Origin of the sequence: Streptomyces sp. ISL-100, from assembly GCF_018614615.1 — a bacterium.
GTDB lineage: Bacteria > Actinomycetota > Actinomycetes > Streptomycetales > Streptomycetaceae > Streptomyces.
Genome location: NZ_JAGGOK010000002.1, coordinates 112,385 through 131,575 on the forward strand (window position 1 = coordinate 112,385; position 19,191 = coordinate 131,575).

Consider the following 19,191-nt stretch of genomic DNA (forward strand, 5'->3'; position numbering starts at 1 on the left):
TGCCGGCGCCGGCCGCGGGGCGCGCGGCCGACGCCGACGTCCGTCAACGTCAGGAGGTGTGCGGGCAGTTGCCCCGGTACTCCTCGATGGTCAGGCTCGGGCGCGGCAGCGGGCAGAGGAACTGCTCGTAGCGGGTGTCGTTGTCGATGAACCGCTTGAGCCAGGAAATGCTGTACTTCGCGATGGTGGTGTTGGACGAGTTCGGCGTGAAGTGCGTCGCGTTGTTGAGTTCCAGGTACGCCTTGTCGAGCGAGGACGGCAGGCTCTCGTAGAAGGGCTCGGAGTGCGAGCCGACCGACGCGACCGTGTCACCGTCGGCCCCCACGATCAGCGTCGGTGTCTGGATCTCCGGCCAGGTCTTGTCGGCGTTCCAGCCGGTGAGCGGTATGGCGGCCTGGAGAGAGGGCCGGCTCTTGGCCGCTTCCAGCGAGCCGCCGCCGCCCATCGAGTGGCCCATCACGCCCAGCCGGCTGCTGTCGACCCGGCCGCGTACGGAGCTGCGTTCGGTCAAGTGGTCGAGGGCTGCGAGAAGTTGGCGGCCTCTGCTGTCCGGCTGGTCGTACCTGGAAAGGGTGTCGATGGTGAAGACAACGAAGCCCTGGGAGGCGAGGCGCGGACCGAGCCATGAGATGGAGGACTGGGTGCCGGTGTAGCCGGGAGAGACCGCCACGGCGCCGAAGGTGCCGTCGCTGGTGGAGGTCGGGTAGTAGATGGTCCCGCCGCCGAAGCCGGTGACGGCGAGGGAAGAGACGGTGGTCCGCGAAACCGCGTAAGAGCCGGTGGGCGCTTCGATACTGGCCGTGGTGGGGGCGGGCCCGCGTTCGTACGGATTGTCAGCCGCCTGGGCGGCGGGGGTCGTCGCGGAGCTGAGGCCACCGACGACAAGGAGCGCCGCCAGGCCGGCCATGAGCGGCCGCAGGCGGCCCTTTGCGTGGCGGTGGCGGGCGGAGGGACTGTGCTCGGAGGAGCTGTGCTCGCTGTTGTACTGCTGCACGACTGAGTCGTCCTCTCGGTCGTGGCGGAGCCGCCACGCCGGGCCGGGCAGGGCACTCGTTACCGAGGGCTGGGGCCGGTCGTACCGGGGCGGGCACCGCCGTGTTCACTGGCGGTGCCACTGTCGCGGTACGTCGGCCACGCGGGCATCGGCGGAATCACCTGCCTCCACGCGGCCGGTGGCCGCGGCATGAGGGCGGAGGGCCGCTGTGCCCGGCCCTCCGCCCTCCCCCTCACTGCTCGGCCGCCCTCATTGCTCAGCCAGTCAGGTGGACCGGCAGGCTGCGGTGGCCGTTGGAGATGAATGACTCCACCGGACGCAGATCGTCCGCCGGGACGGCCATGGCCAGGTCGGGGAAGCGCTCGAAGAGGGCAGGCAGGGCGATCTGGGCCTCCAGCCGGGCCAGCGGCGCTCCGAGGCAGAAGTGAACGCCGTGTCCGAACGCGAGATGTTCCTTGTTCACACGGGTCACGTCGAAGCGGTCCGCGTCCTCGCCGTGGAGCGCGGGGCTGCGCCCTGCGGCGGCGTACGCGGCAAGGATCGCCTCGCCCTTCTTGATCGTCACTCCCCCGGTCTCGATGTCCTCGACCGCGTAGCGCAGCGGCAGGCTGGCCACCGGCGACTCGACACGCAGGGTCTCCTCGATCACGTCGTTCCAGGAGGCCGCGCCCGTGCGGACCAGTTCGAGCTGGTCCGGGTGGGCCAGCAGGGTGTGCACGGCGTTGTCCAGCAGGTTGACGGTGGTCTCGTGCCCGGCGCTGATCACCAGGAGGAGGGTGTCGACCAGTTCGGCCTCCGACAGCCGCGAGCCGTCCTCCTCCCGGGCGGCGATCAGGACGCTGGTCATGTCGTCGCCCGGTGCTTGCCGCTTGAGAGCGACGAGGTCGGACAGCACGGTGTGGATGCCCTGGAAGGTGGCCGCGGCCTCCTCCGCGGTGGCGGCGGTGTTGAAGATGCCGTCCACCAGGCGGCGCAGTTCTTTGCGGGTGCCTTCGTCGCTGACGCCGAACAGCTCGCAGATCACCTGGATGGGGATCGGATAGCAGTACTCCTCCCGCAGATCCACCGCCTGCCCCTGAGGGGTTGCGGCGAGACCGTCGAGCAAATCGGCGGTCATACGCTCGATACGCGGGCGCAGGGCCTCCGTGGCGCGCGCGGAGAAGGCCGTGGAGACCAGCTTCCGCAGCCGCCTGTGGTCGCTTCCGTAGGCGGTGAACATGTTCGTCACGGCGACCCAGGTGAACAGCGGCCAGTCCGGGGTTATCTCCCCGTCGATCCACGCGGGCCAGTGCCGGCGGGGGTCCTTCGACACGCGGGGGTCGGTGAGCAGTTCCTTGAGCAGTGCCTGGTCACTTACTGCCCACGCCACCACCTGGCCAGGGAGCTCCACCAGCGCCGCCGGTCCTCGTTCCCGGATTCGGGCTCCCTCTCCGTGGATGTCGGCACCGGAGGGGTCGATGACGATGGGGCGGGATTCGTGTTCCATGTACGGGCTCCAGAGGTCTTGTCCGTGGTGACGACCGGCACGGTGATCGGGGGAAAGCGCACTGGCAAGGCGGCCAGCGCCCGGTGGAAGGGGCCTTGCCGCCACTCCAACCGGCCTACCCCGACCGCCAGTTCGGCATCCGGGAGCCGGTCGAGGAGTTTTTCGACGGCGACTGCGGCGATCAGCCGGGCAGGGCTCTTCGCCGGGCAGGTGTGCGCCCCGGCGCTCCACGCCAGGTGGGCGCGGTTGCCGCCGCGCCGGTCGCCGGCCAGGGCGGGGTCGGTGTTCGCGGCGGCCAGGCTGATCAGGACGGGCTCGCCCTCGCGCAGCGGGGTTCCGTCGAGCTCCAGGTCGTGGAGCGGGTAGTGGACGGCGTAGTTCGCCATCGGCGGGTCCGTCCACAGGACCTCGTCGAGCGCGTCCTCGACGGGCATGCTGCCGCCGGCGAGGTCGCCGCCGAACCGGTCGTCGGAGAGCAGCAGCCGCAGTCCGTTGCAGATGAGGTTCTGCTGGGGTTCGGTGCCCGCGCCCATGAGGACGACGAGCTGATGCATCATCTCCTCGTCGGTGAGCTGCGCGGGATGGGCCATCAGCCAGGACGTCACATCCGCTCCGGGCCGCTCCCGCTTGAGAGCGACCAGCTCGGCGACACCCTCGGTGAGAACCGCGTTGGCCTTCTCCGAGTCGGCGTTGGCGTCGAAGATCCCGGACATGCCCTGGACGAGCTTGTCCCCGGTTTCCGGCGGGCAGCCGAAGAGCTGGTTGAAGACGAGCAGCGGCAGGACCGCTCCGTACTCACTGAGAAGATCGGCCTGCCCCTTGGGGCCGAACCGGTCGATGAGGGTGTCGGCGCTCTGCTCGACGTACCCGCGCAGCGCGTTCGGGTCCACGCGGCTGAGGCTGTCGGTGATCGCGCCGCGCAGCCGGGCGTGCTCGTCGCCGTCGGTGAACAGGGCGTTGGGCCGGTACATCATCATCGGTACGACAGGGCTGTCCGCGGGCACCGTCCCGTCGGCGAGTGCCCGCCAGCGGCGCGGGTCCTTGGAGAACCGCTCCGGGCTGCGCAGCACCTCCAGGGCGCTCTCATAGCCGGTGACGAGCGAGGCGTGGACGCCGGGGGCGATCTCCACCGGTGCGACAGTGCCGTACGTGCGCAGCCGTTCGTACGTCGCGGCCGGGTCGGCGGCGAACTCCGGTCCGTACAGCGACATGCGACCTGCGTGCGCCGGGCAGCCGGGTGGTGGTGGTGACGTGCCCGGCGCGGGCTGGGGAGTGGCCATCAGTGCTCCTGGGAGGTGCGGGTCTGGAGGTACTCGACGAGGGAGATCAGCGCCTCGGTGGAGGACGCGGTGTTCCGCGCGTCGCAGGTGACGAGGGGGGTTTCGGGGAGGAGGTCGAGGGCTTCGCGGATTTCCGCGACCGGGAAGACAGGCGCGTCGTCGAACTGGTTGACGGCGACCGCGTACGGCATGCCGTGCTCCTCCAGCAGGCCCATGATGTCGAAGGACTGGTCGAGTCGCCGGGTGTCCGCGAGCACGAGCGCGCCCAGAGCCCCGTTCAGCATGTCTTTCCAGAGCGTGGTGAAGCGTTTCTGCCCGGGAGCGCCGAAAAGATACAGCACCAGTTGCTCGCTGAGCGTGAGACGGCCGAAGTCCATGGCGACGGTCGTGGTGCTCTTGTCCGGGCTCCCGGCCAGGTCGTCGGTCGGTTCACTGGCCTGCGTCATGGTCTCTTCGGTACGCAGCGGCCGGATCTCGGACAGCGTGCCGACGAACGTGGTCTTGCCGACCGCGAAGTGACCGACGATCAGGATCTTGACAGCGGTCCTGACCGTGTCGGGGACGTAGCGCTGGTCAGAGCCTGGAGCGGAGTCCATCAAGCACCTCCTGCAGAAGCTGATCGGCAGGGAGCTGGGCCCTGGGGATGGGGGGCCTGGTGGTGATGTGGCCGCTGTCGATCAGGTCGCTGAGCAGGACCTTGGTGACGCTGATCGCCAGCGCCAGGTGTCCCGCCACTTCGGCGACCGACAGCGCTCCGCCTCGGCACAGCTCCATGACACGGCGCTTCTCCGGGCTCAGCCCGGTGAGGGGCCGGTTGGCCGCGGCCGTCACGAGCGTCACCAGGTCGAGCGTGTTTCGCGTCGGATGGGAGCGGCCGTCCGTCACGACATAGGGGCGTACGAGCCCCCGTTCACGCCTGTCGGGCGGACTCATGCCGGGCGGCTGGTGCCTGGCCGGGGCGGACTGGTGAGCTCCTTGCCCAGCCGGTCGACCAGCTTGTGCATGCCGTACGTGACCGCCTCCATGTCGACGTTCTGGGTGGCGGAGACCGCCAGATAGGCGCCCGCGCCGGCGGCGACCAGGAAGACGTACCCGTCGGCGAACTCGACCAGTGTCTGCTGCCAGGGAGAGGACTCCTTGGCACAGAACTCGGCTGTGCTGCGGCTGATCGACTGGAGGCCGGACAGCGCAGCGGCCTGCCGTTCCGCTTCGTCGCGCGCGATGCCCTGGGAATGCGCCCGGAGCATGCCGTCCGCGGAGAGCAGTATCGCGTGGCGGGCTTCCGGGACCTTGAGGACCTCGTCGAGCATCCAGCCCAGTTCGTTGGCCATGTGGTCGTTCATTCCTGCGGATTCCCTTCGTCGTCTTGAGAGGCAGCGCGCCCGAAGCGGGTGCCGCGGGCGAACGCACCCATGCGGGAGGCGGTCTCGGCGGCCGGGCGGACCGGGGCGTGACCGTCGCCGGGTGGTGGTGCGGCCGCGGGTGCGTGGTGGCCGGCCGCGTCGTCCTGGGCGGCGCGGCGGCGGCGCTTGGGGAGACCGCCCGCGGTGGACGTCTGAGCGGCCGCGGGGGCCGGCGCCCGCTCAGGACTTGGCCGGGCTTCCGGCGCGTCGGTCGTGATGTCGACCTCGGGGGCCGGGGCGGGAGCGGAAACCGGCGCGGGCACCGGTGCGGGCACCGGCTCGGCCTCCTGCGCGATCGCCGTCTTGGGAGCGCGTACGCGATTGAGGAGCGTGTGGGGGAGAAACAGCACGGCGCGCACTCCCCCGTAGGGCGACCGGGTGTCGACGGAGACCGTGAACCCGTACCGGGCGGCGAGTACGCCGATGGCGGCGAAGCCGAACTGGGGCGGGTCGCCGAGCCGGTTGATGTCGATGTCTTCCTTGCCCGACAGGCGCCGGCCCGCCTCCTCGGTCTCGCGCGCGTCCATGCCGACCCCGGCGTCGTCGATGACGACGCAGATGCCGTTGTGCGCGGGCTGCACGCTGACCTCGACCGTGGTGTTGGGCTGCGAGTGGCGCGCCGCGTTGTCCAGCAGTTCGGCGACCGCGAGGACCACGGGCTCCACCGCCCGGCTCACCACGTCCATGTCGACCCGCGAGTGGACGTTGACGCGCCGGTAGTCGCGGATCCGCGACGTGGCGCCGCGTACGACGTCGATCAGCGGTGAGGGAACCCGCTGCCGTCCAGGCCAGGAACCGCAGAGAACGGCGATCGCCTGCGCCCTCCGGCCGAACTGCGCGTTCGCGTGGTCGATCTCCAACAGGCCCTGGAGAACATCGGGACTGTCGTGCCGGTCCTGCATGTCCGAGATGGACAACTGTTGTTCGTTCGCGAGGGCTTGGAGTGCACGCATCGCCGCCTTGAGCGTCGCTCTCGCCGACTGGTCGGCTCGGGACCGTGCGGTGTCGACGGCTGTGGTGAACAGGTCCTCGACCTGCTGCAAACTCTGCCCGTAAGCCGTTGCGGCCAGCCGCGGATCGAGCAGTCCGGGCCGGGGAACGGGCTGTGGCCGGGCATCCGCCAACGGGGAGAGGCGACCCTCGACCAAGTGGGCGGCCTCCTCGTCCCGAGCGCGGAGGCTGCCTTCCAACGCCGTCAGGCGCCGGCGTAGCGCGGCGGTGAGCCGGTGTTGGCGCACCAACAGAACCGAGCCCGGGAGGGCACCGGCCGCAAGGCACCAGGTCACCGCCTCCGGTATGTGTTGCGTCATAGATCCTCAGGGAGGGTGAGGTAGAGCAGGACGGGGAAGCAGCGACGCGATGGGGCCGGACGAATCAGAACTCCCTTGCCCACCACGGACACTGGAGCCGCTGATCATCCTAGGTATGGCAGGCGGCTTCAAGTTTTACTTATGTATGTCGGCATAGGTATCCAGTCATACCTATGCTGTCCGCATGCCCCGCTCCAGCGCGTCCGAAGAGGACCTCCGACACATCGCGTCAGCGGTGTCGGCCGTCCTGCCCGCGCTGCACCGGGCGCTTGACCGCCGTGTCGCCCAGGACTTTCCGTATCCCAAGCCCTCCGAGGGCCAGCTGGCGCTCCTACGGCTCGTCGGGAAACGGGACGGGGCCACCGTGCGCGAGGCAGCCGACGTACTGCTGATGAAGCCGAACAATGTGAGCGCCCTGGTCACCCAGCTGGCAGGCCAGGGGCTGGTTGAGCGCAGGCAGGATCCGGCGGACAAGCGGGTCGCGCACCTGCACCTGACGGCCGAGGCCCGGCACCGGCTCGCCGCGGTCGGGAATCTCCTGGAGGGGTACGTCGTCGACGCGCTGCGGACCCTCACCGACGGGGATCTCGACGCCATCGGATCGGCGCTCGGCGCTCTGCGGGGTCTGGCGCGGCAGATTCACCCCGCCGCCGACTGACGGCGCGCTCGCGCAGCCGCGGCCGCAGCCGTACGACCGCATCTTTACGAGGAAACAAGGCCCCTCCATGCCCTCCACCGTCGTGAATCGTTCACCCGTGCCCGCACATGGTCGGCCTGGACGGCTCCGTCGTCGCCAACGCCAACCCGGGAGATCGGCCGGGACCCGAACGCGTCCACCGCCGACTTGTGTGCACACCGCCGCACTCGTCACCGGCGTGCGGTGCGTGGCCGGTGCGGTACTCGCCACGATCGGCGTACGTCAACGTAAAGCTGAGAATGCTGGTCACTGAGGCCGGCCCACCGGGAGCTGGAGCAGGTCCTCGCCGACGATGAGCCGGCCGCTGTAGCCGCTGCGTACGCCGAGACCGCTCCCCACCAGGCGTTGCTGAGCCCCCGCCCCCAGATCCACGAGGTAGAGCCGGTCCCTGTGGATCAGGGCGCTGGAGGGGCCGCACCGGTCACCGTCGAGCCAGGCCGGCCCGCCGCTGTCCCCAGGAGCACGAGCCTGGTCCGGTGCTGGTCCGGTGCGGGGCTGCCACCACAACCGCCGCCCCGTAGGGGCGTGCGCGCCCGCGCGCGTGACGCCGGCTGAATGCTTCATGCTGTGGCACGGTGGGCGAACGCCGGCGAACGCCGCTTTCCCACGATGCTGCCCAGCCCCCCGAGCAGGAAGGCGACCGGCATCGACACGAGGACGACGGTCTGGAGCGGGAACCAGTCGATGTGCCAGTCCGGGAGAAGCGCCATGGGCGTGCCCGAGAACGCCGGGCCGGAGATCTGCAGGCCGATGGCGCAGCACAGGCCTCCGTACAGCGTGCTGAGGAGTCCGGTACGGGTGTAGCCGCTCCAGAAGAGCGAGTACACCAGGGCCGGCAGCAGGCAGGAGGCTGCCACCGCCAGGGCGAGTGCCGACAGGAACCCGACGTTCCATCCCTGCACCCAGACCGCGAGCCCGATGCTCAGCATTCCGACCCCGGCGGACGCCGGGCGGCGGCCACCTCGCGGCCCTCGGTCGTACGCCCCCGGCGCAGGACGTGCGTAACCAGGTCGTGGGCGACCGCCCCCGCGGCGGCCAGGGTGACGCTCGCGACGACCGCCAGCGTGGTGAGGAACACCGCGCAGGAGACCAGGACGGCGAGCCATGCGTCGCCCGTGGAGGAGCCGTTCGCCAGTTCGCCGGTGAGCATCAGCAGCGTGCTGGTGGCTCCCGGATCGGCGGTCAGGATCTTCGGGGCTCCGACCAGCGCGGCGGCCCCGAAGCCCAGCACGGCTGTGGTGAGGCAGAAGGCACCGACGATGCCGATGGTGTGGCGCACGGTTCGGCGTGCGGCAGCCGCGTCGGGTGCGGTGTTGAGCTGCATGGCGACGTGGGGAAGGAACGCCACACCCAGCACGATGCTGATCATCAGGCCGATGTAGTCGAGTGTGCCTTCGGCCCCGCCGCTGCCGGCGAAGCGCTGCCCTGGCGTCAAATAGGTGGCGGGACGGCCGCTGCCCTGTCCGGCCGCGTGAATCAGGGAACCGGTGCTCCAGTCGAAACGGTGGAGCACCACCGCTGCCACCGCCAGGGCCATGCCGAGCAGCACCACCGTCTTGACCACCTGAAGGGTGATCATTCCGCGCATGCCGCCGAACGCCGTGGCGCAGACGACCAGGAGGCCGATCATGACGATGGCCGCCTGTTCGGGCCCCGGACCGGACAGCCCCAGCAGCATCGCGGTGGTCACTCCCGCGCCGGAGAGCTGCACCACCAGATACGGGACGCAGGCGCTCAAGGTCACGACGGCGACCGCGATCCTGACCGCGGGCCCTGGCGCCCGCAGGGCGAATATGTCGCCGAAGGTGTAGACGCCGCGCTCGTGCAGGGGGCCGGCCAGCAGGAGCAGCACACCGAGCGACAGCACCGTGCACATGGCGATGAAGAGACCGTCGTAACCGAAGATCGCGACGCTTCCCGTCGTCCCGAGCACCGTGGCCGCGGAGAGGTAGACGCCGGACAGTGCGAGCGCGCCTCGTACGGGCGCGAGCGTGCGGCCCGCTGTGTAGAAGTCGTTGACCCGGTCCCGTGCGGGGCCGCTGAGCACGCAGATGAACAGGATGGGCACGATGAACGTAAGAAAGCCCACGAGAACCAAGCCGCGCGTGTCCGAGTCCAGGACGGGGTCACCGGATGACGCGGCGAACAAAACCTCGGCAGTCGTCATCAGTACTCCACATCGGCATCGCGGTCGTAGCGCGCCGCCGTCCACAGCAGGAGGGAAGCCTGGACTAGGAGTGCCAGCATGCCGATGTTCGTCTCTCCCCAGGTACGGGTCGCCATGAACTCGGCGGCGGCGAGGGCGAGCAGCAGATGTACGCCGAAGGTCAGTCCATTGACCACCGCGAAGAACTTGCCTGAGCGATACGGCTGTGGTCGATGACGAAGCCGGTGGGCGTGCTGGTGGGCCATGACAGTCTCCTGGCGGCGGGCGGGAACGCGGGCGGATCACCCGCGATGCGCGCTCACCAGAGCACGTAGGACCAGGCCCGTCGATGCGCTGTGCGCCCGCTGTTGTCCACTCCCAATGCGACTACGGCGTCACTGTGCTGATGCCCACTCAGCCGAGTCCGCCCATGAGCACACGCGTGGTCAAAGGGCCGGCGGAGTACGCGATGTGTCAGGGGCGCCGAGTGCGGAGGCCGGCCCGAGCAGGCGCAGTGCGTCGAGTGCGAGGGTGAGTTGTACGAGATCGCGGGGCCGGGACAGCTCAAGGCCCGTTATCTGCTCGAAGCGGCGCAGCCGGTTCAGCACGGTGTTGCGGTGGCAGAGCATGTGCCGGGCGGTCTGGACGGCGGAGCCGCCCTTCTCGATCCAGACACCGAGGGTCTCGAACAGCGTTTCCCGGTCGGCGGGTTCCAGGGCGTACAGGGGCTGGAGCACCTGGAGAGTCAGTTCGGCGGACAGGTCGGGGCGTGAGAGCAGGAGACCGTCGGGCAGCCGGGAGTCGAGCCGGGCGATCTCGCCTTCGGCCCGGCACGTACGCAGAGCGAGTCCGGCCATGTCACGCGCCCGGGGCAGGCCGTGCAGCCCCTGGACGACCGGGCTGACACCGATGCGAAGGCCGGTAGCGGGGGCCAGGCCCGCGACGAGCGCGTCCAGGGGCCGGTCGCCCAGGTGGGCGAGGAGCACGGCACGCTGTCCGCGGGTCTGGCGCAGGATCCGGATGCCGCGCACCTCGGGAACGGTCTCCGGTACGCGACCGTACGGCGGCGTGGCACCTATCACCGCGACCGCGAACCGTCCGTCCAGCGGCAGATCGAGGATCGCCGCCGCGTCCCGGGTGAACTCGGGTTCGTTGCGGCTCTCCAGCAAGGCGGCGAGGATCAGGCGGACGCGTTCACCGTGCCGGCTGGCGACGCCTTTGGCGACCTGCCGGTAGGCGTCGGCGACCAGGACGGCGTCGCGGTCGTTGTGCTTCCACACCAGCTCGGCCACGTGCACCAGCTGGCGCGTGTCACCGAGCCCGTCCCGCTCCACCACGCGGATGATCCCGCCCCAGACCTCCGAGCCGGCGACACGGTAGGCATGCATCACCTCGTCGAGGGGACGGCCCTCTTCCGCGCGTCGGATGCCCAGCTCCCTGGTGTACCGCTCGATGTCCGCGATGCTCCCCGGATCGAGGCCGGCCTCCAGCCCGTGGCGGACACCGGTGGCCACGGACCGCGGCAGGTCGGCGGGCGCGAGCACCGGGTCGGCGTAGTACGGCACCTCGGCGCGGATCTTCTCCACCACGGCGTCGGTGAAGCCCGTGCCGCGCCCCAGCAGCCGCCGGCAGGCACGGTGAAAGAGCTGGACAGGAGAGGACTCCACGGCGCTTGCGGCCGGCGGACCAACGACGGCGACGTCGTGGCCGCGCGCTCGCTCCGGGCGAACGCTGCCGGGGACGGCATTGGTGTGCATGGACCCTCCATACGGATGGGACGTGCGAGAACACCACGGCGAGTTGCCATGTACGGCACCCTCGGGAGGCCACCATGCTAAGCAGTCGGTTATCCCAGGGCGAGGTCTCAGCCAAACCGTGATGATTCCGCCACATCGGCGGTGACACGCAGACGTGTATGGGAGAAATGATGGCGCTCTATCTCACGAGGTTCAGCTACACACCGGAGACCTGGGCCAGGCTGATCGCCAATCCGGAAGACCGGGGAAGGGCCGCTCAACAGTATGTCGAGTCGGTCGGTGGGAAGCTCCACGGGTTCTGGTACGCGTTCGGCGCGCACGACGGCTACACCTTGTGGGAAGCGCCCGACAACGTCTCCATGGCGGCGGTCGCGCTGGCCATTACGGGAGGCGGCGCACTCAGCTCGTTCGAGACGACAGTGCTGCTGACCGTTGACGAAACGATGGACGCCCTGCGCAAGGCCCAAGATGTCCAGTACCGAGCGCCGGGCGCGTAGAACACCTGAGCCGCCGGACTCGGGACTCAGCCGTCCGTCGGCCAGGGCTTTCCCGCCGGTACGTCGCTGAGTCCTGCGCCCACGCGGACGGCGGTCTCACGGAGCCAGATGTGCCCGGCGTCGTGGGTGTGCACCGGGTGCCACCACAGGGCTTCGCGCAGCGGGACGGCCTCACAGGGCGGCGGCAGCACGCGGACGGCACTCACCATGATCACCGGAGGAGTGACGGTCGCGTCGGCTCGCCGACCGAAGCCCGGCTCTCTGCGGCGGGCGCCGGGCCGACAGCGGCCGGTTTCCGGAGCAGGAGCAGCGCCGCGTCATCGTGGAGCCGACCGCCGACGTGCGCCAGCAGCTCGTCGTGGAGCGCGTCGAGGGTGCGGGACGGCTCGTCCGACATGTGCCGCGCCACCCGCTCGACGAGCGGGTAGAACTCACGATCATGGTTGCGAGCCTCGGTGACACCGTCGGTGTAGAGGAGCAACTGGTCACCGTCGGTGAAGGGCAGTGTCTGAAGGCTCGGGGTCTCGCCGGTGAGGGCCCGCAGCCCGAGTGGTGGCGCCGGATGGGTCGGATCGACCGCCGCCACCTGAAAGCCGCTCACCATCAGCGGCGGGGCATGCCCGCAGTTCACCACCTCCAGGCGCCCGGCCCCGGGGTATCCGGCTACCACGGCGGTGACGAAATCGTCCGGACCCAGGTTGCGCGCCAGGCTTCGCTCGATCCTGCCGACGACGTCGAGGAGGTCGGGCTCGTCGTAGGCGGCCTCGCGAAAGACGCCGAGCACCAGAGCGGCGGTCCCCACCGCGGGCAGTCCCTTTCCTCGTACGTCGCCGACGATCAGCCTGACCCCGTACGGCGTCGGCACCAGCGCGTAGAGGTCCCCGCCGATGCGGGCCTCCGCGTCGGCGGCGCTGTAGCGGACGGCCACCTCAAACGGGCCGACCGTGGCGGGCACGGGCTTGAGCAGGGCGTGCTGGGCGGCCTCGGCAACCGACCGCACGGCCGCGAGTACCCGTTCGCGACGCACGCGCAGCCCGCTGGCCAAGCCGCTCGCCAGAGTTACGGCGACCAGCGCGGAGAGCACGATTGCCAGCTCGTGACCCGGTACACCGTCACGCACCCCGAGCACGGCGCCCAGAACGGCGGCGAGGAAGCCGACACAGAGCACTCCCGCCGGCCGACTGGTGGTGGCGGCCAGCGCGGGCCCGGCGGCGAGGAGAGGCAGCCAGGTCATCGCTGCTCCGCTGACGAGGCCCAGGAGTACAACGACGGAGACGATCAGCACGGGCGCGACGGTGGCCCGGCCGTGTAGCCGCGGCCGTCATCGATGTCCTCGATGTAGCCATACTGGCCGCGCCAGTCCAGCGTCGAGTTCTCGGCGGTGGAGACGAGCTGCATGGCGATCTCCTTCTTCGCCGGATCGTCGAGGCCGACTGTCCCGGCAGCCTGACTGACACTCAGCACCACCACGGCGGGAACGGCGGCGAGCGCCATCGCCAGGACGATCATGAGCCCCTTGCGCCGGGGTCGGCGGCGGCGCCGCCGGGAGAGTAGGGGATGCCATCTCGGAGAGGGAAGGGGCATGTGCTTCCTTTCGCGCCTGGCGGAGCGTCCACCGCACCGAGGCCCCGGCAAGGGCCGACAACGGTCGGGACCCGTCCGCCGACTGTTAGGAACCTTTCCTTTCTATTGGCCGGCGGCGAGCGCCGCAAGAGTCGGGACAGAAGAAGTCCAGCGAACCGAACCTCCACCTTTGCATGACCATGCACGCTGGTGCATACTCTTCCTATGTCTAAGGTCCTCACCTCCCTTCCCGCCGGCGAGCGCGTCGGCATCGCCTTCTCCGGCGGCCTCGACACCTCTGTCGCGGTCGCGTGGATGCGCGACAAGGGCGCCATCCCGTGCACCTACACCGCCGACATCGGCCAGTACGACGAGCCCGACATCGCCTCGGTGCCCGGCCGTGCGAAGACCTACGGCGCAGAGATCGCGCGCCTGGTCGACTGTCGCGCGGCGCTGGTCGAGGAGGGGCTGGCCGCACTCACCTGCGGGGCGTTCCACATCCGCTCGGGCGGGCGTGCCTACTTCAACACCACGCCGCTCGGCCGCGCCGTCACGGGCACCCTCCTGGTCCGGGCGATGCTCGAGGACAACGTACAGATCTGGGGCGACGGCTCGACCTTCAAGGGCAACGACATCGAGCGGTTCTACCGGTACGGCCTGCTCGCCAACCCGCACCTGCGGATCTACAAGCCCTGGCTGGACGCGGACTTCGTGACCGAGCTCGGCGGCCGCAAGGAAATGTCGGAGTGGCTTCTCGCCCACGACCTGCCGTACCGCGACAGCACGGAGAAGGCGTACTCCACCGACGCCAACATCTGGGGCGCCACCCACGAGGCCAAGACGCTGGAGCACCTCGACACGGGTGTGGAGACCGTGGAGCCGATCATGGGCGTGCGGTTCTGGGACCCCTCGGTCGGGATCGCCACCGAGGACGTGACGATCGGCTTCGACCAGGGCCGCCCGGTGACGATCAACGGTAAGAAGTTCGCCTCCCCCGTCGAGCTGGTAATGGAAGCCAACGCCGTCGGCGGCTGCCACGGCTTGGGCATGTCGGACCAGATCGAGAACCGGATCATCGAGGCCAAGAGCCGCGGCATCTACGAGGCGCCCGGCATGGCCCTGCTGCACACGGCTTACGAGCGCCTCGTCAACGCGATCCACAACGAGGACACCCTCGCCCAGTACCACAACGAGGGACGGCGCCTGGGCCGGCTGATGTACGAGGGCCGCTGGCTCGACCCGCAGGCGCTGATGATCCGGGAGTCGCTGCAGCGCTGGGTCGGCTCGGCGGTCACCGGCGAGGTGACGCTGCGGCTGCGGCGCGGTGAGGACTACTCGATCCTCGACACCACCGGCCCGGCGTTCAGCTATCACCCGGACAAGCTGTCCATGGAGCGCACTGAGGACTCCGCGTTCGGGCCGGTGGACCGGATCGGCCAGCTCACCATGCGCAATCTCGACATCGCCGACTCGCGCGCAAAGCTGGAACAGTACGCCGGGCTCGGCCTCATCGGCACCACCAATCCCACCATCGGAGCCGCCCAGGCGGCCTCGACCGGGCTGATCGGCACCATGCCGGAGGGCGGCGCCGAGGCGATCGCCTCCCGCGGCGAGGTCTCCAGCGACGACGAGATGCTGGACCGCGCCGCGATGGAGTTCGGCACGGACTGACAGCACCACCGGAATGGCCGGCTCGGCGCCAGCGGCGTCGAGCCGGCCTTTTCCTGCGGCGACGTTCTCCGGCCGCTGCGTGAAGCGGCCCTGTTATCTGTGGCAAAGGGGAAGTGGCGCCCACCGTCGTACAGCTGCCGATCGGCAAGGACCTCACCGTCCGGGCGGCGGCCGACGTCTTTCTCGACTCGCTCGGCAATCCGAACACGATCCGGAACTCCGGGATTGGCGTCGGGACGACCGTCGAACGGCTCGGCGAGCACCGGCCCCTCGCCACGGTGGCGGACGACGAGATCGGCGAGGCCCTGGAACTGCTGTGGGGCACAGCGGCGGTCAACACCTGGAACTCCCGCCGCGCGGCTGTGATGTCCTGGCTCGGCTGGTGCCGCGAGCGGGGGTATGAGGGTCCGGCGGTCCCGGCCTGGGCGAAGCGGCTGGCGGTGCCAGACTCCGAGACACCGGCGCGGTCGAAGATGGCAATCGACCGGCTCATTGCCCGCCGTGAGGCCCACCTGCGGGAGAAGACGCTGTGGCGGATGCTCTACGAGACCTCCGGTAGGGCAGAGGAGATCTTGGGAGTCAACAACGAGGAGCGGACCAGGTCGGAGAAGAGCCCGCCCCAGCTGCCGCCGATCGGCGCGCCGTACATGGCCATGTGCGGGACCGAGGTGCAGTGGGCGGTCAGGCCTCCCCGGCAGTGCGCGCAGGTGCCGCAGTTTATGGACCAGGGCACTACGACCAGGTCACCGGGGGCCACGCCGGTCACGTGCTCGCCGACGTCGGTGACCCGGGCCACGCATTCGTGGCCGAGGGCGAACGGCGGGTCGATGAAGCCGTGCCCGGCGAGGATGGAGGAGTCCACGTCGCAGGCAGTGGCGGCCACCGGTGCGACGATCGCCTCCCCGGCGGACTGCACCTTCGGGTCGGGGGCCTCGCGCCACTCGACCGTCCGCCGCGCGATGTAGGTCAGCTCACGCATCGGCTTGCTGCCCCTTCGCCAGGGCGACCAGGTCGGCGTACCGGACGACGGTGCCGCCCGCGCCCCAGGTGCCGTCGGGCTGCTCGTGTACCAGCACCCATACACGCAGCGCCTCGGCCGGGGACAGCCCGGCGGTCGCGAGCACGGTGGTGGTGGCGTCCTCGACCAGGCCGGCCTTGCGCCGCTCGGACAGCGCACCCTGGGGAACCGTCACCTCCACGAGGAAGCGGGGCGCGTCGTCCTCGGCTGTGGCCTGCGTCGCTTCGGGCAGCTCGATCAGGTAGCTCCACGCCTGGGCCCGGAAGAAGGCGGTGTCGGGCGCGCCCTCCCACCGCAGCAGCACGGCGGCGAGGTCCCGCTGAATCGTCGCGCGCCCCTGATCGGTCAGGGCGCCGGTCGGTACGGTCAACCGGATCATCGGCATGGCAGCTCCTCAGTTCTTCGACAGCCTCACGTTATGACAATCGTCATAACGTGAGGTCACGCTAGACTATGACGATCGTTATAGCCAGAGGGGAGTGCACAGGTGACCAAGAGCAGTAGCAGTACGCCGTCCCGCGAGCGGATCGTGGCGGGTGCCGCCGACATGATCAGCCGACGCGGTCTGAGCGCCACGAGCATCCGGGAGATGGCCAAGCACGCCAAGGCGCCGCTCGGCTCGACGTACCACTACTTCCCCGAGGGCAAGCAGCAGCTGGCCACGGAAGCGGTCCGCTACACGGGTGAGTGGGTCGCCCGCAGTCTGCGAAAGGAACTCGCGGCGGGCCCGGCTGCCGGACTGCGCGCCTTCCTGACCCTGTGGCGCAAGATCGTCGTCGACACCGACTTCCATGCCGGATGCCCCGTCCTGGCCGTGGCCATCGAGGAGCCCCCGGCCGACGAGGTGCCGCCCGCCCTGGCGGCCGCGGCCGAGGTCTTCGACCAGTGGGAGAGCCTGCTCGCCGGCTCCCTGCGGGAACACGGCGCCGACGCCGAGCAGGCAGCACAGGTCGCCACGCTCATCGTCGCGGCCGTCGAGGGCACCGTGGCTCTCTGCCGCGCCAAGCGCAGCACCGAACCTCTGGACCGCACCGCAGCACAGCTCCAGAGCCTCATCGCCGCCACGATCAAGGGCTGAGGGGGCCGTCGGCCGCGATCACCGGAGCGCGGCGCGGACGGCCTCGGCCTTCTCCTCGGTGAACACGCCGCTTTCGAGGAGGGAGAGGACGGACAGGACGCCGCCGCGCGAGCCCCAGCTGCCTTCGTCGATCACGCGGAGGGTCACCCACCAGGTCGGCGACGGCTCTGCCACACCGCAGGCGTCGGCCATCGCGGCCAGGACGCGCTTGATGACCTCGGTGCGGACTTCCTGGCGCCAGTCGCCGTCCATGACCGTCACGTCGATCACCATTGCGTCGGCACCCGGTCCCGCATCCGCCAGCAAGCGGCCGCCGATGGCCATCGCGTCGGGCTCACGCTCGGTGAAGTGCACCTGGAATCCGACCCGCGCAGCCGGGGCGAACTGGCCGACCTCGGGCACGAGCACGGCGTCCGTCAGCGTCTCGGCCAGCTTGCGGCGCTGCTCCAGGCTCAGGCGGCCCTTCGAACTGTTCACGGTGATGACGGTCACGACTCTCCCTATAACGACTGTTATAAGTCGAGCCTACACCGCTCTATAACGGGTGTCATAACCCACGGGGGTAGGAACAGCTCACATCAGCTTCGCGGGCCAGGGGAAAGTGGCGCCCCCCCGTGTGGGGTCTTCGCGATCCGCCCATAGTGCGCGATCGCATCCCCAAGGGGGGTCGGCCGCCCGTCGCGGGAGAGCATCCGGATCACGTCGTAGGCGCGGACCGCTCCGGTGTGGATGGAGCCGATGATCCGCAGGATGTCCTCCCAGTGCCGCTCGATCCGAGCGAGGTCCACCCGGCCTCGGGCGGCGTCGGTGAAGGCGCCGTAGTCCGCGGTGCGGTCGATGCGCCACATCTTCTGGTCCGGCAGGTCCGCCAGCTGCGGCGCGTACGCGAACCCGGCGAGCGTGAGCAGGCCGAACACGATGTCGGAGTACGAGGCGGTATCGGTGACGATCATCTCCGGGCGCTTGCCGCCGTCGCGGTCGTAGAGAACGTCCAGCACATACAGCGAGTCGCGCGGCGTGCCGGCCATCACCTTCCCGCCCAGCCCGGCCGCCTGATCGTTGATCATGTTCAGCCAGGTGGCGCCGCCACGGCGCCCGAAGTACTTGGGGTCCGGCCTGGCGTACACGCTGGGCACCGGCACCACGAACCGCATCCCGTCGACGGAGGCGACCAGGCCGCCGCCCCACGCCTGCGCGAGCGGGATGGACGCCTGGCTCTGGATCAGCGTGGCGTTCGCCGCCCGGTACGTCGCCAGGCGCAGATACGTCTGGTCGACGTGGGACAGCCGCCCGTACTTCAGCGCGTCGACCCCGCCGATCACCGGGGTGTAGCCGACGTTGCAGCCGTCGGCCACCAGGAGCGCGGCGATCGTCACGTGCAGGTCCTTCAGCCGGGCCTCGCCGCCGGTGACCGAGGTGAACGCCTGGTCGGCGCCGGTCCAGGAGAACACCTTTAGCAGCACCTCCGGCAGGTCCACGCGGGGCAGCATCGCGTTCACCGCCGCCCGCAGATCGAGCAGGGAGGACGGTTCAGGCTCCGGCTCCAGGGCGGCGAAGTGCAGCCGGCCGTCGTCGTCGAAGACGATCTGCGCGTTGTCCGGCAGGCGCGAGGCGACCTCGCGGTACGTCCCGTCCAGCAGCGCGGCCCGCGCTGCCAGGTGCTCGCCCGCCCCGGCCGGGAGCCCGAGCGAGGCGAGGACGGTGGGCTTGGCCTGCTCCCACGCCTGACTGGCCAGCAGCTTCGCCCGCGGGTCGCCCCACTTGGAGGATTTCTTCGCGAACACCTCGCGCCGGCGCAGCATCCGGTGGAACTGCTCCAGCCGCGTGTTCTCCCGCTCGCCGTACGCCTTCAGCACCGAAGCGTCCTCGATGCCGAGCTGCTCGGCCAGGTAGTCCACAACCTCGACTGGCACGTCCATCGGGTCATCCACGAACACCCCGAGGTAACGCGCGGTCGTCAGCTGCAACGCGAAGCCCAGACGGTTGTGGGCCCGCCGCTTACCCTCGATCAGCTCCCGGTCCGCGTCGTCCAGGAAGAAGAAACGCTCCAACTCTGAACGGGACGGCGCCCCGCGAAACGCCGCGTACGCAGCGGCCTGCTCATCCGTCAAAAACTCGACCGGCACCCCGGACCCCCAGACAGTCGATCAACACGACTGCCGAAGGTTCAGCCCCCGCAGAAGGCCAGGTCAAAGCGCATCCGGGCGCCGAAGAGGCTTAGCGCCGGTTTTCGTTCCGATGTTCCTCAACCCCCAACTCATCCGGATATTCGTGGCAGCCGATGCGTCCTC

The 19,191-nt window shown here is 69.9% G+C and carries 20 protein-coding genes and 4 pseudogenes; 5 read left to right on the forward strand and 19 right to left on the reverse strand.

Features of this window, described 5'->3' with window-relative positions; translation table 11 throughout:
• Window positions 1–49 precede the first annotated feature (49 nt).
• From J7E89_RS00590 to J7E89_RS00620, 7 genes are all read right to left on the reverse strand, one after another.
• A complete protein-coding gene (locus J7E89_RS00590) occupies window positions 50–907 on the reverse strand; it encodes a dienelactone hydrolase family protein (RefSeq protein WP_214967128.1) in 858 nt (285 codons plus the stop codon).
• A gap of 343 nt (window positions 908–1,250) precedes the next feature.
• Window positions 1,251–2,384, reverse strand: a complete 1,134-nt coding sequence (locus tag J7E89_RS00595) for a cytochrome P450 (RefSeq protein WP_308315281.1) — start codon at window positions 2,382–2,384, stop codon at window positions 1,251–1,253.
• Window positions 2,348–3,760, reverse strand: a complete 1,413-nt coding sequence (locus J7E89_RS00600) for a cytochrome P450 (RefSeq protein ID WP_251059882.1) — start codon at window positions 3,758–3,760, stop codon at window positions 2,348–2,350. Before J7E89_RS00600 ends, J7E89_RS00595 begins: the two co-directional genes overlap by 37 nt.
• The gene (locus J7E89_RS00605; RefSeq protein ID WP_214966903.1) at window positions 3,760–4,356 is read right to left on the reverse strand and encodes an ATP/GTP-binding protein; all 597 of its coding nucleotides are present in this window, start codon (window positions 4,354–4,356) and stop codon (window positions 3,760–3,762) included. Before J7E89_RS00605 ends, J7E89_RS00600 begins: the two co-directional genes overlap by 1 nt.
• Window positions 4,334–4,693, reverse strand: a complete 360-nt coding sequence (locus J7E89_RS00610; protein WP_214966905.1) for a DUF742 domain-containing protein — start codon at window positions 4,691–4,693, stop codon at window positions 4,334–4,336. The genes J7E89_RS00605 and J7E89_RS00610 overlap by 23 nt, the downstream gene beginning before the upstream one ends.
• Window positions 4,690–5,103: a roadblock/LC7 domain-containing protein gene (locus tag J7E89_RS00615; RefSeq protein WP_214966907.1), complete on the reverse strand. Its 414-nt coding sequence runs from the start codon at window positions 5,101–5,103 to the stop codon at window positions 4,690–4,692. Before J7E89_RS00615 ends, J7E89_RS00610 begins: the two co-directional genes overlap by 4 nt.
• Window positions 5,100–6,473, reverse strand: coding sequence for an ATP-binding protein (locus J7E89_RS00620; RefSeq protein ID WP_214966909.1), 1,374 nt, complete (start codon window positions 6,471–6,473; stop codon window positions 5,100–5,102). Before J7E89_RS00620 ends, J7E89_RS00615 begins: the two co-directional genes overlap by 4 nt.
• 184 nt (window positions 6,474–6,657) lie before the next feature.
• Between J7E89_RS00620 and J7E89_RS00625 the strand changes: the two genes are divergently transcribed.
• Window positions 6,658–7,131, forward strand: a complete 474-nt coding sequence (locus J7E89_RS00625) for a MarR family winged helix-turn-helix transcriptional regulator (RefSeq protein WP_214966913.1) — start codon at window positions 6,658–6,660, stop codon at window positions 7,129–7,131.
• 285 nt (window positions 7,132–7,416) lie between these two features.
• Here J7E89_RS00625 and J7E89_RS00630 read toward each other — a convergent pair whose 3' ends face one another.
• The 5 genes from J7E89_RS00630 to J7E89_RS00645 form a co-directional block, all read right to left on the reverse strand.
• Window positions 7,417–7,734, reverse strand: a complete 318-nt coding sequence (locus J7E89_RS00630; RefSeq protein WP_214966915.1) for a hypothetical protein — start codon at window positions 7,732–7,734, stop codon at window positions 7,417–7,419.
• Complete coding sequence (locus J7E89_RS40455; protein WP_251059883.1) at window positions 7,731–8,099, reverse strand: hypothetical protein; 369 nt, start codon at window positions 8,097–8,099, stop codon at window positions 7,731–7,733. The genes J7E89_RS00630 and J7E89_RS40455 overlap by 4 nt, the downstream gene beginning before the upstream one ends.
• Window positions 8,093–9,337 (reverse strand): cation acetate symporter, encoded by a 1,245-nt coding sequence (locus tag J7E89_RS00635; RefSeq protein WP_251059884.1) that lies wholly within the window; start codon window positions 9,335–9,337, stop codon window positions 8,093–8,095. Before J7E89_RS00635 ends, J7E89_RS40455 begins: the two co-directional genes overlap by 7 nt.
• Window positions 9,337–9,582 carry a hypothetical protein gene (locus tag J7E89_RS00640; RefSeq protein ID WP_214966917.1) on the reverse strand — a complete coding sequence of 82 codons (246 nt, stop codon included), beginning with the start codon at window positions 9,580–9,582 and terminating at the stop codon, window positions 9,337–9,339. Before J7E89_RS00640 ends, J7E89_RS00635 begins: the two co-directional genes overlap by 1 nt.
• 180 nt (window positions 9,583–9,762) lie before the next feature.
• Window positions 9,763–11,073 (reverse strand): CdaR family transcriptional regulator, encoded by a 1,311-nt coding sequence (locus J7E89_RS00645; RefSeq protein WP_214966919.1) that lies wholly within the window; start codon window positions 11,071–11,073, stop codon window positions 9,763–9,765.
• A 170-nt stretch (window positions 11,074–11,243) separates the two neighbouring features.
• Between J7E89_RS00645 and J7E89_RS00650 the strand changes: the two genes are divergently transcribed.
• A complete protein-coding gene (locus J7E89_RS00650) occupies window positions 11,244–11,570 on the forward strand; it encodes a GYD domain-containing protein (RefSeq protein ID WP_214967130.1) in 327 nt (108 codons plus the stop codon).
• Between the two features lie 26 nt (window positions 11,571–11,596).
• Here J7E89_RS00650 and J7E89_RS00655 read toward each other — a convergent pair.
• The 3 genes and pseudogenes from J7E89_RS00655 to J7E89_RS00665 form a co-directional block, all read right to left on the reverse strand.
• A pseudogene (locus J7E89_RS00655) lies at window positions 11,597–11,776 on the reverse strand (hypothetical protein); the annotation flags it as partial.
• Between the two features lie 5 nt (window positions 11,777–11,781).
• Window positions 11,782–12,804 carry a PP2C family protein-serine/threonine phosphatase gene (locus tag J7E89_RS00660; protein ID WP_251059915.1) on the reverse strand — a complete coding sequence of 341 codons (1,023 nt, stop codon included), beginning with the start codon at window positions 12,802–12,804 and terminating at the stop codon, window positions 11,782–11,784.
• Between the two features lie 65 nt (window positions 12,805–12,869).
• Window positions 12,870–13,154 (reverse strand): annotated as a pseudogene (locus J7E89_RS00665) (chitosanase); the annotation flags it as partial.
• Between the two features lie 204 nt (window positions 13,155–13,358).
• Between J7E89_RS00665 and argG the strand changes: the two are divergent.
• Both argG and J7E89_RS00675 read left to right on the forward strand, forming a co-directional pair.
• On the forward strand, window positions 13,359–14,804 hold the full coding sequence (gene argG, locus J7E89_RS00670; protein WP_214966923.1) for an argininosuccinate synthase: 1,446 nt from the start codon (window positions 13,359–13,361) through the stop codon (window positions 14,802–14,804).
• 113 nt (window positions 14,805–14,917) lie between these two features.
• Window positions 14,918–15,397, forward strand: a pseudogene (locus J7E89_RS00675) (site-specific integrase); the annotation flags it as partial.
• Here J7E89_RS00675 and J7E89_RS00680 read toward each other — a convergent pair.
• A complete protein-coding gene (locus J7E89_RS00680) occupies window positions 15,346–15,783 on the reverse strand; it encodes an alcohol dehydrogenase catalytic domain-containing protein (RefSeq protein ID WP_251059916.1) in 438 nt (145 codons plus the stop codon). The pseudogene J7E89_RS00675 and the gene J7E89_RS00680 overlap by 52 nt on opposite strands.
• Entirely contained in the window at window positions 15,776–16,207 is a 432-nt protein-coding gene (locus J7E89_RS00685) for a tautomerase family protein (RefSeq protein ID WP_214966925.1), read from the reverse strand. Before J7E89_RS00685 ends, J7E89_RS00680 begins: the two co-directional genes overlap by 8 nt.
• 102 nt (window positions 16,208–16,309) lie before the next feature.
• On the opposite strand from J7E89_RS00685, the gene J7E89_RS00690 reads away from it, so the two are divergent.
• Window positions 16,310–16,900, forward strand: coding sequence for a TetR/AcrR family transcriptional regulator (locus tag J7E89_RS00690; protein WP_214966927.1), 591 nt, complete (start codon window positions 16,310–16,312; stop codon window positions 16,898–16,900).
• 18 nt (window positions 16,901–16,918) lie between these two features.
• Here J7E89_RS00690 and J7E89_RS00695 read toward each other — a convergent pair whose 3' ends face one another.
• Together J7E89_RS00695 and J7E89_RS00700 are read right to left on the reverse strand one after the other, a co-directional pair.
• Window positions 16,919–17,392, reverse strand: a complete 474-nt coding sequence (locus J7E89_RS00695) for a tautomerase enzyme (protein ID WP_214966930.1) — start codon at window positions 17,390–17,392, stop codon at window positions 16,919–16,921.
• Window positions 17,393–17,514: 122 nt separating this feature from the next.
• Window positions 17,515–19,026 (reverse strand): annotated as a pseudogene (locus J7E89_RS00700) (Tn3 family transposase); the annotation flags it as partial.
• Between the last annotated feature and the right edge of the window lie 165 nt (window positions 19,027–19,191).

Coding starts and splice junctions, on each gene's coding strand:
- J7E89_RS00590 (WP_214967128.1), bottom strand. CDS start 907: ATGGCCGGCCTGGCGGCGCTCCTTGTCGTCGGTGGCCTCAGCTCCGCG.
- J7E89_RS00600 (WP_251059882.1), bottom strand. CDS start 3,760: ATGGCCACTCCCCAGCCCGCGCCGGGCACGTCACCACCACCACCCGGC.
- J7E89_RS00605 (WP_214966903.1), bottom strand. CDS start 4,356: ATGGACTCCGCTCCAGGCTCTGACCAGCGCTACGTCCCCGACACGGTC.
- J7E89_RS00610 (WP_214966905.1), bottom strand. CDS start 4,693: ATGAGTCCGCCCGACAGGCGTGAACGGGGGCTCGTACGCCCCTATGTC.
- J7E89_RS00615 (WP_214966907.1), bottom strand. CDS start 5,103: ATGAACGACCACATGGCCAACGAACTGGGCTGGATGCTCGACGAGGTC.
- J7E89_RS00620 (WP_214966909.1), bottom strand. CDS start 6,473: ATGACGCAACACATACCGGAGGCGGTGACCTGGTGCCTTGCGGCCGGT.
- J7E89_RS00625 (WP_214966913.1), top strand. CDS start 6,658: ATGCCCCGCTCCAGCGCGTCCGAAGAGGACCTCCGACACATCGCGTCA.
- J7E89_RS00630 (WP_214966915.1), bottom strand. CDS start 7,734: ATGAAGCATTCAGCCGGCGTCACGCGCGCGGGCGCGCACGCCCCTACG.
- J7E89_RS40455 (WP_251059883.1), bottom strand. CDS start 8,099: ATGCTGAGCATCGGGCTCGCGGTCTGGGTGCAGGGATGGAACGTCGGG.
- J7E89_RS00635 (WP_251059884.1), bottom strand. CDS start 9,337: ATGACGACTGCCGAGGTTTTGTTCGCCGCGTCATCCGGTGACCCCGTC.
- J7E89_RS00640 (WP_214966917.1), bottom strand. CDS start 9,582: ATGGCCCACCAGCACGCCCACCGGCTTCGTCATCGACCACAGCCGTAT.
- J7E89_RS00645 (WP_214966919.1), bottom strand. CDS start 11,073: ATGCACACCAATGCCGTCCCCGGCAGCGTTCGCCCGGAGCGAGCGCGC.
- J7E89_RS00650 (WP_214967130.1), top strand. CDS start 11,244: ATGGCGCTCTATCTCACGAGGTTCAGCTACACACCGGAGACCTGGGCC.
- J7E89_RS00660 (WP_251059915.1), bottom strand. CDS start 12,804: ATGACCTGGCTGCCTCTCCTCGCCGCCGGGCCCGCGCTGGCCGCCACC.
- argG (WP_214966923.1), top strand. CDS start 13,359: ATGTCTAAGGTCCTCACCTCCCTTCCCGCCGGCGAGCGCGTCGGCATC.
- J7E89_RS00680 (WP_251059916.1), bottom strand. CDS start 15,783: ATGCGTGAGCTGACCTACATCGCGCGGCGGACGGTCGAGTGGCGCGAG.
- J7E89_RS00685 (WP_214966925.1), bottom strand. CDS start 16,207: ATGCCGATGATCCGGTTGACCGTACCGACCGGCGCCCTGACCGATCAG.